This window comes from Amycolatopsis sp. NPDC003861 (genome assembly GCF_053605405.1).
In genome coordinates this window covers 1-12,129 of sequence record NZ_JBSGJD010000278.1, presented here as the reverse complement: position 1 = coordinate 12,129, position 12,129 = coordinate 1, and the positions used below count along the sequence as shown (strand labels likewise).

At 74.9% G+C, this 12,129-nt stretch carries 2 protein-coding genes; both read right to left on the bottom strand.

Going from position 1 to position 12,129, the window contains the following annotated elements; genetic code table 11:
• The coding region (locus ACWEVN_RS41190) for a beta-ketoacyl synthase N-terminal-like domain-containing protein (protein WP_452054905.1) at positions 1–721 on the bottom strand (721 nt) is incomplete at its 3' end.
• A 38-nt stretch (positions 722–759) separates the two neighbouring features.
• The coding region (locus tag ACWEVN_RS41185) for a type I polyketide synthase (protein WP_452054904.1) at positions 760–12,129 on the bottom strand (11,370 nt) is incomplete at its 5' end.

The window sequence follows — 12,129 nt, the reverse complement described above, 5'->3', positions numbered from 1 at the left end:
GGCGGCTGAACTCGACGAACGTCCCCGGCGTCGCCATCACGGTGACGCCGCCGGCCAGCGCCAGGTCGCATTCGCCCTGGCGCAGCGCTTGCGCGGCGAGGTGCAGCGCGACCAGCGACGACGAGCACGCCGTGTCGACGGTCAGCGCCGAACCCTCGAACCCGAACAGGTACGCCAGCCGGCCGGAGACGACGCTCGCCGCGTTGCCGGTGCCGAGGTAGCCCTCGACGTCCTCGGCCGAGGAGCGCAGCAGGGTCAGGTAGTCCTGGCCGTTGGAGCCGACGAACACGCCGGTCCGGCTGCCGCGCAGGGCCGCCGGGTCGATCCCGGCGCGTTCGAAGACTTCCCACGAGGTCTCCAGCAGCAGCCGCTGCTGGGGGTCCATGGCCAGGGCCTCCCGCGGCGAGATCCCGAAGAACCCGGCGTCGAAGAGGTCGGCGTCGTGCAGGAAGGCGCCTTCGCGGGCGTAGGTCGTGCCCGGGCGATTGGCGTCGTCGAACAGCGTCGCGGTGTCCCAGCCGCGGTTGGCGGGGAACGCCGAGACGGCGTCCCCGCCGCGGGCCACCAGGTCCCACAGCCCTTCCGGCGAGCGCACGCCGCCGGGGAACCGGCAGGCCATCGCGACGATGGCGATCGGCTCGGTCGCGGCCTCGACGAGCTGCCGGTTCTGCCGCCGCAGCCGCTCGGCCTCCTTGACGGAGGCGCGCAGCGCGTCGAGCACCTTCTCGGGCGTGGCCATGGTTCAGCTCCAGGAGTGGGTCATCGGGAATCGGTACCGTCGAGGGCCAGCCGCACCAGCGCTTCGGCGTCGAGGTCGTCGACGGTGCCGGTGGCGGCCTCGCCGTCGTCGAGGCCGGCCAGCTCCAGCAGGGCGGACATCAGCCCGGCGTCGCGGAAGCGGGCCAGCGGCACGGTGGCGAGGGCCTCCCGGATGCGGGCTTCCTCGGGATCGGCCGCGCGCTCGGGCCGCAGGACGCCGAGGAGGTGCCGGGCGAGCGCCGCCGGGGTCGGGTGGTCGAAGACGACCGTCGCGGGCAGGGGCACGCCGGCCGCCGCGGCGAGGCGGTTGCGGAACTCGACCGAGGTCAGGGAGTCGAAGCCCAGCTCGGTGAACGGGCGCGCGGCGGGGACGGCGTCGGCCCCGCGGTGCCCCAGCGCGGCCGCCGCCTCGGTGCGGACCAGGGTGAGCAGCGTCCGTTCGGCGTCCGGTCCGGTGAGCTGCTCGCGCAGGTCGGTGGCGGGGATCTCGGCTTCCCGGACCGTGCGCACTGCCGGCACGCCGAGCAGCAGGGCGCTCTGGCGGGCGGAGGTGAAGGCGGGCACGAACCGCGTCCAGTCGACGTCGGCGAGGGTCAGCGTGGTCTCCCCGCGCCCGACCGCACCGGCCATGGCCCGCACGGCGAGGGCGGGCCGCAGGGGGGTGAGACCGCGGCGGCGGAGGTAGTCCTCGGCGTCGTGGTCGGCGGCCATGCCGCCGTCGGCCCACGGGCCCCAGGCGAGCGCGGTCGCGGCCAGCCCGCGGCGACGGCGGTGTTCGGCGAGCGCGTCGAGGTGGGCGTTGGCCGCGGCGTAGGCGGTTTGGCGGCCGCTGCCCCAGACGCCGGCGATCGAGGAGAACAGGACGAACGCGTCGAGTTCGGTGTCGCCGAGCAGTGTGTCGAGGTTGTCGGCGCCGGCGACCTTGGCTTCCAGGATTTCCGCGAAGGCTGCGAGGTCCGGGTCGTCGAGGGGCGTCGCTCCCCCGGCGCCGGCGGCGTGGACGACGGCGGTCAGGTCATCGCGCAGGTCGTCGAGCAGGGTGGCGAGCGCGGCGCGGTCGGCGACGTCGCAAGCGGCGATGGTGACTTCGGCGCCCAGGCCGGTGAGCTCGGTCGCGAGGTCTTCCGCGCCGGGCGCTTGGGCGCCGCGGCGGCTGGTGAGGACGATCCGGTCGGCGCCCGCGGTGGCGAGCCAGCGGGCGACGTGCGCGCCGAGGGCACCGGTGCCGCCGGTGACGAGCACCGTGCCGCGGGGTCGCCACGGCTGTCCGGTGAGTGCGCCGGTGACGGGGACGAGACGGCGGGCGAACCGGCCGTCCGCACGGAGGGCGACCTGGTCTTCGGCGGGGTCGGCGAGGGCCTGGATCAGGAGTTCGCCGAGACCGTCGGTGACGGCTTCGGGCAGGTCGATCAAGCCGCCCCACGTGTGGGGGCGGTCGAGGGCTGCGGTCCGGCCGAGCCCCCAGACCTGGGCCTGCACGGCGTCCGGCGCCTGATCGCCGATGGACACCGCGCCGCGGGTGACCGTCCACACCGGAACGTCCGGCACCGCGCGGAGCAGCTCGAGCGTGGCCGCCACTCCGGGCGGGACGACCGCGTCCGGGCCGCAGGTCAGCGCCAGCAGGGACAAGACCGCGTCCGCGGTCCGGGCCGCCTCGGCGAGTTCGCCGGGGGTCGGGTTGTCGAGCCGCGTGCATGCGACGTCGTGCGCGATGAGGGCTGCGGCGACCGCGTCACCCAGGAGGGATTCACCCGCCGGGACGACCAGGAGCCAGTGGCCCGAAAGCGTCGCGGCCGTGGAGCGGGCCGGTTCCCAGGACACCCGGTAGCGCCATCCGTCCACAACGGACCGCTCGCCGCTCTGCCGCCGCCAGGAGGACAACGCCGGGAGCAGTGCCGTCAGGGACGCACGCTGGTCCTCGTCGATCGCCAGCGCTCCCGCGAGCTCGCCGACGTCCTCGCGCTCGACCGCCGACCAGAACGCCGTGTCCGCCGCGGGCGCCGCCGGCTCCAGCCAGTAGTGCTCGTGCTGGAAGGCGTACGTCGGCAGGTCCACGCGTCCGGCGGCCCCGAAGACCGCGCCCAGGTCGGCCGGCGCACCGTTGGCGAACAGCGTCGACAACGCCGTCAGCGCCGCCTCGCCGTCCGGCCGGTCGCGCCGCAGGGACGGGACCACCACGGCCTCCGGCACGCTGTCACGCACCATCGAGCTGAGGACGCCGTCCGGGCCCAGCTCCAGGAAGACGTCCACCCCGGCACTGTCCAAAGTGGATACGCCGTCGGCGAAGCGGACCGCTTCGCGGACGTGGCGGACCCAGTAGTCCGCCGTGAACGGCTCGGCGATAGCACCGCTCACATTCGAGAGCACCGGTATCTCCGCCGGGTGGTACGTGATCTTGTCGGCGGCCGCGCGGAACTCGTCGAGCATCGGGTCCAGGTGCGGCGAGTGGAACGCGTGGCTGACACTGAGCCGCTTGGTCCGGACCCCCCGGTCCGCGAACACCGCGGCGACGGCCAGGACGTCCGGTTCGTCGCCCGAGACGACCACCGAGGCCGGGCCGTTGACGGCGGCGATCGCCACCCGGCCGGTCAGCAGCGGGCGGACGTCGGACTCCGGCGCCGCGATCGACACCATCGCGCCGCCCTTCGGCAGCGCCTGCATCAGCGCCGCGCGGGCCGACACGAGCAGGCACGCGTCTTCCAGGGAGAACACCCCGGCGACGTGCGCCGCGGCCAGCTCGCCGATCGAGTGCCCGGCGACGAACGACGGCCGGACGCCCCACGATTCGAACAGCCGGTACAGCGCGACCTCGACGGCGAACAGCGCGGGCTGGGTGAACCCGGTTTCGTCCAGGCCCGGCGCGTCGCCGAACACGACGTCCCGCACCGGCACGGCGAACTCGGCGCAGATCTCGTCGAACGCCTCCGCGTACACCGGGTACCGGTCGTACAGCTCGCGGCCCATGCCGACCCGCTGCGCACCCTGGCCGGTGAACAGCACCGCCAGCTTGCCCGGCGACGCCGTACCGCGGACGACCCCGGGCGCCGCTTCCCCGGCGGCCAGCGCGTCCAGCCCGGCGAGCAACTCGGCTCTATCGCGGCCGAGCACGACCGCGCGCTCGTCGAACCGGGCGCGGGTGAGCAGCGCTCCGGCGACCGCCGCCGGAGCGGCGTCCACCGCGGCCAGCTTGCGGGCCTGGGCTCGCAGCGCCGGTTCGCCCTTCGCCGACAACGCCCAGGCGACCACGGGCGGCTCCGGCGGCGCCACCGCGGCCGGAGCCGGTTCGGCGGGCAGTTCGAGGATGGCGTGCGCGTTGGTGCCGGAGATGCCGAACGCCGAGACGCCGGCCCGGCGCGGGCGATCCACCGACGGCCACGGACGCTGCTCGGTGAGCAGCTCGACCGCCCCCGACGCCCAGTCCACCCGGGTCGACGGCGCGTCGACGTGCAGCGTCTTCGGCAGCACGCCGTGGCGCATGGCCAGCACCATCTTGATCACCCCGGCGACGCCCGCGGCCGACTGCGTGTGCCCGAGGTTCGACTTCAGCGAGCCGAGCCACAGCGGCGTCGACCGGTCCTGGCCGTAGGTCGCCAGCACCGCCTGCGCCTCGATCGGATCACCCAGGGTGGTGCCGGTGCCGTGGGCCTCGACGACGTCCACATCGGACGGTGTCAGGCCCGCGTTCGCCAGCGCCGCGCGGATCACGCGCTGCTGCGACGGCCCGTTCGGCGCGGTCAGGCCGTTCGACGCGCCGTCGGAGTTGACCGCCGAGCCGCGCAGGAGCGCCAGGACTTCGTGGCCGTTGCGCCGCGCGTCCGACAGCCGTTCGAGGACGACCATGCCGGCGCCTTCGCTCCAGCCGGTGCCGTCGGCGGCATCCGCGAAGGCCTTGCAGCGGCCGTCCGCGGACAGGCCGCGCTGACGGCTGAACTCGACGAAGATGTCGGGCGTGCCGAGGATCGCGACGCCGCCGGCCAGCGCCAGGTCGCATTCGCCCGCCCGCAGCGCCTGCCCGGCCAGGTGCAGCGCGACCAGCGACGACGAGCACGCCGTGTCCACGGTGACCGCGGACCCCTCCAGCCCCAGGTGGTAGGCGACCCGGCCGGACAGCACGCTGCCCGCGTTGCCGGTGAGGAGGTGCCCCTCGACGCCGTCCGCGGCCGGCGCTCCGGCCGCGTACCCGGAGTGGGCGGCGCCGATGAACACGCCGGTGTTGCTGCCGCGCAGCGTGCCCGGGTCGACGCCCGCTCGTTCGATGGCCTCCCACGAGACTTCCAGGAGCAGCCGCTGCTGCGGGTCCATGGCCAGGGCTTCGCGCGGCGAGATGCCGAAGAAGGCGGCGTCGAACTGGGCCGCGCCGGGCAGGAAACCGCCGCCGGTGGCGTAGAACGTGCCCGGGTGCGCCGGGTCCGGGTGGTAGAGCTCGTCGACGGGCCAGCCGCGGTCGGCCGGGAAGCCACCGATGGCGTCGCGGCCCTCGGCGACCAGCCGCCACAGGGCGTCGGCCGAATCGACCTCACCGGGGAAGCGGCAGCTCATCGCGACGATCGCGATCGGGTCGTCGTCCGGGACGCGGGCCGCGGGCAGCACCGGAGTCGCCGCGGTTTCGGTGCCCGCCAGCAGGAATTCGGCCAGCGCCGCGGGGTTCGGGTAGTCGAAGACGAGGGTGGCGGGCAGCGTGCGGCCGGTCGCGGTGGCGAGCCGGTTGCGCAGTTCGACCGCGGTCAGCGAGTCGAAGCCGGCGTCCTTGAACGCCCTCGCCGGGTCGACTGTGTCGGGGCTCGCGTGCCCGAGTACGGCCGCGACGTGCTTGCGGACCAGGTCCAGGACCTTCCCGCGGGCTTCTTCGGGGTTGTCCCAGCTGTCGCTGGCGACGGCCGCGCGGCGGACCGGCGCGCGCACGAGGCCGCGCCACAGCGGGGCGAGGTCGTCGGCCGCGCGGAGGGCAGCGAAGTCGAGGCGCATCGGCACGGCGACCGGCCGGCCGAGCCCGATGGCGGCGTCCAGTGCGGCGAGTGCGTCCTCAGTGGACAGTGGCCGGATGCCGGCGCGCCCGATGCGGTCGCGGTCGCGCTCGCCGAGCTTGCCGGTCATCGCGCTGCCGAGCGCCCACTGGCCCCAGGCGAGGGAAACCGCGGGCAGGCCTTGGGACCGCCGCTGCACGGCGAAGGCGTCCAGGGCGCTGTTCGCGGCGGCGTACCCGCTTTGGCCGGCCGCGCCGACGAGGCCGGCGACCGAGGAGAACAGGAGGAACCAGGCCAGGTCGTGGTCCCGGGTCAGCCTGCCGAGCGCCGACGCGCCGTCCACTTTGGCGCGAAGCACCGAGGCCACCCGGGCCGGTGTCTGCGCTTCGAGCACGCCGTCGTCGAGGATCCCGGCGGCGTGCACCACCCCGATCAGCGGCGTCTCGGCGGGGATCCCCCGCAGCACGTCCGCCGCGAAGCCGGGCTCGGCCACGTCGCCGGCGACCACGATCGCCTCGGCGCCGAGCGCGGTCAGTTCTTCGCACAGCCCGGCGGCGCCGGGCGCGTCCGGTCCCCGCCGGCTCACCAGCACCAGCCGCCGGACACCCGGGCGGCGGGCGAGGTGCCGGGCCACGGCGGCGCCGAGCGTGCCGGTGCCGCCGGTGACGAGCACGGTGCCGGCCGGTTCCGGACGCGGCAGCGTGAGCACGTTCTTGCCGACGTGCTTGGCCTGGCTGACGAACCGGAAGGCGTCGGCCGCCCGGCCGAGCTCCCAGGCCCGCAGCGGCAACGGCGTCAGCTCGCCGCGGCCGAAGGCGGCCAGGAGGTCGGCGAGGATGGCCGCGATCCGGTCCGGGCCGGGATCGCCGAGGTCGAAGGTGTGGTGCCCCTCGCGGATGTCCGTCTTGCCCAGTTCGACGAACTGGCCGCCGGGGGCGAGCAGTTCGCGGGAGGCGTCGATGAACGGGCCGGTCAGGGAGTTCAGGACGACGTCGACGTTCGGGAACCGGTCGCGGAAGTCCAGGGTGCGGGAGCTGGCCAGGTGGGTGTCGTCGAGGCCGAGTCCGCGCAGCACGGCGTGCTTGCCTTCGCTCGCCGTCGCGAAGACTTCGGCGCCCTTCCAGCGGGCGAGCTGCACGGCGGCCATGCCGACGCCGCCCGCGGCCGCGTGGATGAGCACCGACTGGCCCGATTGCAGTTCGCCGAGGTCGAAGAGGCCGTAGTAGGCGGTGACGAAGGCGACCGGGACGGTGGCCGCTTCGGGGAACGTCCACCCGGCGGGGATCGGCGCCAGCCGGCGGGCGTCGGCGACGGCGCGCGGCGCGAAGGCGTCGTCGACCAGGCCGAACACGCGATCGCCCGGGGTGAGGTGGGTGACTCCGGTGCCCACCTCGACGACCACGCCCGCCGCTTCGGAGCCGAGGCGGGCTTCGGGGTCGGGGTACATGCCGAGGGAGATGAGGACGTCGCGGAAGTTCAGGCCGGCCGCGCGGACCTCGATGCGGACGTCGTTTCCGCCCAGAGGGGCTTCGGGAGCTTGGGTGACGGCAAGGCCGTCGGTGGTGCCGGTGCCGGTGGTGGTCAGCCGCCAGTGGTCGCCCGTGGGGGTCAGCGGCAGGCCGGTCGCGCGGACCAGCCGGGGCGCTTTCGCGGTGCCTTCCCTGAGCGCCAGCTGGGGCTCACCATAGGTGTCCACTGTGGACAGCAGGGTTTGGGAGCGCGGGTCGTCGTCGACGTCGACGAGCAGGAACCGGCCGGGGTGTTCGGACTGCGCGGACCGGACCAGGCCCCCGCCTGCCGCGGCCGCGAGGTCGCCGTCGGCCGCGCCCCGGGTGACGACGACGAGCCGGCCCGGCCGGTTTTCGGCGAGCCAGGCCTGGAGGGTTTCCAGGACGTGGGCGGTGGTCTCGTGGACGTCACCGCCGGTGACCGGAGCGAAGACGAGGTCCTCGCGCGGCGCGGCGGGATCGGCGGCGACCTCGGTCCAGGCCGGTTCGAAGAGCGTGTCGGGGACGCTCGCGGCCGCGGGGGCGACCGGCCGCAGGAGCAGCTCGCCGACCGTGACGACGGGCGCACCGGTGGCGTCCCAGGCGGTGAGGGTGACGGCGTTCTGCCCTGCCGGGGCCAGCCGGACGCGCAGTTCGGTGGCGCCGGTGGCGTGGACGGCGGCCCGGGTGAAGGAGAAGGGGACGCGGGGGGTGCCGTCGTCGGGGGTGACGACGCCGAGGCCGAGCGGATGCAGGGCGGCGTCGAGCAGGGCGGGGTGGAGGGCGAAGCCGGCGGGCTCGAAGGGTTCGGGGAGAGCGACTTCGGCGAAGAGTGCGGTGCCGTCGCGCCAGACGCGGGTCAGGCCGCCGAAGGCTTCGCCGTAGTCGAAGCCCATCGCGGCGAGCCGCGGGTAGAGCGGGTCGAGGTCGACCGGCTCGGCACCGGCGGGCGGCCACTGCGAGAGGCGCACGCCGGCCTCGCCCGGCTCGGCGACTCCTGCCCGGGGCAGCGCCGCGCGGCTGACGCTGCCGGTCGCGTGGCGGGTCCACTCCGCGTCCGCACCGGCCGGGCGGGAGGAGACCGTGATCGGGCGGCGGCCGGCCGGGTCTTCGTGACCGGCCGTGACCTGGACCGTCACCGCGCCCTGGGCGGGCAGCACCAAGGGTGCCGCGAACGTCAGTTCGTCCACCACGTCGCAACCCACCTGGTCGCCCGCCTGGATCGCCAGTTCGAGGAGCGCCGTGCCGGGGAGCAGGACCGTTCCGGACAGCGCGTGCCCGGCCAGCCACGGGTGCGTCTCCAAGGACAGCCGTCCACTGAGGACCGTCCCCTCGTCGCCCGCCAGCTCGACCGCCGCGGCCAGGAGCGGGTGCTCGAGCGATCCCACGCCCGCCGCGCCGAGGTCGCCTCGGGCGGCGCCCGGGCGGGGCCAGTAGCGTTCGCGCTGGAATGGGTAGGTCGGGAGGTCGATGCGGCGGCCGCCCGGGAAGAACGTGGCCCAGTCGACGTCGACACCGTGGACGTGAGCAGTGCTCACCGCCGAGAGCAGTGCTCTCTCTTCGGAGCGGTTGCGTCGGAGGGCCGGGACGGCGGTGCCGTCGATCAGGGCGCTGAGGACGCCGTCGGGACCCAGTTCGAGGAAGACGCCGACACCGGCGGCCTGCAGGGTCGCGACACCGTCGGCGAAGCGGACCGCCTCCCGGGCGTGGCGCACCCAGTACTCCGCCGAGAACGCCGAAGCGAGAGCACCGCTCACATTCGAGAGCACCGGTATTTCCGCGGGGTGGTACGTCAGGGTTTCGGCGACCGCGCGGAACGCGGACAGCATCGGGTCCATCAGCGGTGAGTGGAACGCGTGGCTCACGGCGAGCCGGCGCGTCTTGACGCCGTCCGCGGCGAACCCCGCGGCGATGTCGAGCACCACGGCGGCCACCCCGGAGATCACCACCGACGAGGGGCCGTTCACCGCCGCGATGGCGACGCCGTCGCAACCGTCCACTGCGGACAGGACGTCGGCTTCGGACGCCGCGATCGCCACCATCGCGCCGCCGCCGGGCAGGGCCTGCATCAGCGACGCCCGGGCGGCGACCAGGCGGCAGGCGTCCTCGAGCGAAAGCACCCCGGCGACGTGGGCGGCCGAAATTTCGCCGATCGAGTGGCCGGCCACGAAATCCGGCCGCACCCCCCACGACGAAACCAGCCGGAACAACGCGACCTCGATCGCGAACAACGCGGGCTGGGTGTGTTCCGTCCGGTCGAGGAGGTCCTGGTCGTCGAAGGCCTCACGCAGCTCCGGACCGAAGTGCGCGAGCACCGCGTCGAACGCCGCCGCGAAGACCGGGAACCGCTCGTACAGCTCGCGGCCCATGCCGGCCCGCTGGGCGCCCTGGCCGGTGAACAGCACGGCCAGCAACGCGTCCGGATCGGCCTTGCCGGTGACGACGTCGTCGCCGAGCAGCACCGCACGGTGGTCGAGCCGCCCCCGGGTGGTGGCCAGCGAATACCCGACGTCCGCCGGGTTCGCGTCCAGCGAGCGGACCTGCGCGGTCAACGCGGCGAGGGCCTCCGGATCACGGGCGGACAGCGCCCACGGCAGCAACGCGTGGGCCGGCGCAGGAGAAGGCTCCGGTGCGACGGCCGGGGCCTGTTCCAGAATCGCGTGCACGTTGGTGCCGCTGACGCCGAAAGCCGAGACGCCGGCCCGGCGCGGGCGATCGACCGCAGGCCAGTCGCGCGCCTCGGTGAGCAGGGAGACCGCACCCGTCGTCCAGTCCACTTGGGACGATGGGGTGTCGACGTGCAACGTGCGCGGCAGGAGGCCGTGCCGCAGGGCGAGGACCGTCTTGATCACACCGGCCATTCCGGCCGCGGCCTGCGTGTGGCCCAGGTTCGACTTCACCGAGCCGAGCCACAGCGGCGTGGCACGATCCTGCCCGTAGGTGGCCAGCAGCGCCTGGGCCTCGATCGGGTCGCCCAGCCGCGTTCCGGTGCCGTGTGCCTCGACGGCGTCGACGTCCGAAGTGGACAGACCGGCGTTGGCCAGCGCGGCCCGGATCACCCGCTGCTGCGAGGGGCCGTTCGGTGCGCTCAGGCCGTTCGACGCGCCGTCCTGGTTGACCGCCGAACCGCGGACCACGGCGAGCACCGGGTGGCCGTTGCGCTGGGCGTCCGACAGCCGTTCCAGCAGGATGAGGCCGGCGCCTTCGCCCCAGCCGGTGCCGTCGGCGGCGTCGGCGAACGCCTTGACCCGGCCGTCCGCGGCCAGGCCGCGCTGGCGCGCGAACTCCAGGAACGCCATCGGCTTGGCCATGATCGCCACGCCGCCGGCCAGCGCCAGCGTGCATTCGCCCTGCCGCAGCGACTGCGCGGCCAGGTGCATGGCGACCAGCGCCGACGAGCACGCCGTGTCGACCGTGACCGCCGGGCCTTCCAGCCCGAAGGTGTAGGACAGCCGCCCGGACATCACGCTGGGTGCCTCGCCGGTGAGCAGATAGCCCTCCGAGCCGGACTCGAGGTCGGCGCCGTAGCCCGAGGTGCTGGCCCCGACGAAGACGCCGGTGCGGCTGCCGCGCAGGCCGGCCGGGTCGAGCCCGGCGCGTTCGAAAACCTCCCACGACGTCTCCAGCAGCACCCGCTGCTGCGGGTCCATCGCCAGGGCTTCGCGCGGCGAGATGCCGAAGAAGCCCGCGTCGAAGTCCGCCGCGCCGGCCACGAACCCGCCGACACCGGCGAGGTCCGCGTCGCCGAACGACGCCAGGTCCCAGCCGCGGTCGAGGGGGAACTCCGTCAGCGCGTCGACGCCGTCGGCGACCAGCCGCCACAGGTCTTCCGGCGAGCGCACGCCGCCGGGGAACCGGCAACCCATCGCGACGATCGCGATCGGCTCGTCGACGGCCGCCGCCGAGGTCACCTCCGTGGTTTCGGTGCGGCCCAGCAGCAGCCGGTGCAGCTCGCCGGCGAGCGCGGCCGGGTTCGGGTGGTCGAACACCAGCGTCGCGGGCAGGGTCAGGCCGGTGGCCGCGTTGATCCGGTTGCGGACCTCGACCGCGGTCAGCGAGTCGAAGCCCAGTTCGCGGAACGCGCGTCCGGCCGGGACCGCCGCCGGCGAGTCGTGGCCGAGGACCGAGGCGGCCTGGCCGCGCACCAGGTCCAGCAGCAGCCGCCGGGCTTCGGGTTCCCCCAGGCCGGCGATCCGCTGGGTCAGGGCCGGCCGCGCCACCTCCGGCTCTTCGGCCGGCAGCGCCTGGACCTCGGGGATGTCCTCGATCAGCGGACGCCGCCGCGAAAGCGTGAAGCCGGGCGCGAACCGGGCCCAGTCGACGTCGGCGACGGCCAGGAAGACCTCGCGCGCGTCGAGGGCCTGGCAGAGCGCCTCGACCGCGGCTTCCGGCGCCATCTCGCGGAGGCCGCGGCGGCGCAGCTGGTCCTCCAGCTCGACGTCGCCCGCCATGCCGCCGCCGCCCCAGAAGCCCCAGGCGACCGAGGTCGCGGCGACTCCACGGGCGCGACGCTGCTCGGCGAGGGCGTCGAGGTAGGCGTTGCCCGCGCCGTAGGCACCCTGCCCGCCGCTGCCCCACACCCCGGCGTTCGAGGAGAAAAGGACGAAGGCGTCGAGGTCGTCGCCGAGCAGTTCGTCGAGGTGGCGGGCGCCGGCGACCTTGCCTTCGGTCACGGCGGCGAACTCGGCCGCGGTGGTGTCGAGCACCGGGGTGGCCTGCGGGAGCCCGGCGGCGTGGAAGACCGCGCGCACCGGCTCGTCCAGACCGGCCAGCAGTGCGGCGAGGGCGTCGCGATCGGCGACGTCGCAGGCGGCGATCGTCACCCGTGTGCCCAGCGCGGCCAGCTCGGCTTCGAGGTCGGCCGCGCAGGGGGCGTCCGGGCCGCGGCGGCTGGTCAGCACGAGGTGCTCGGCGCCGTC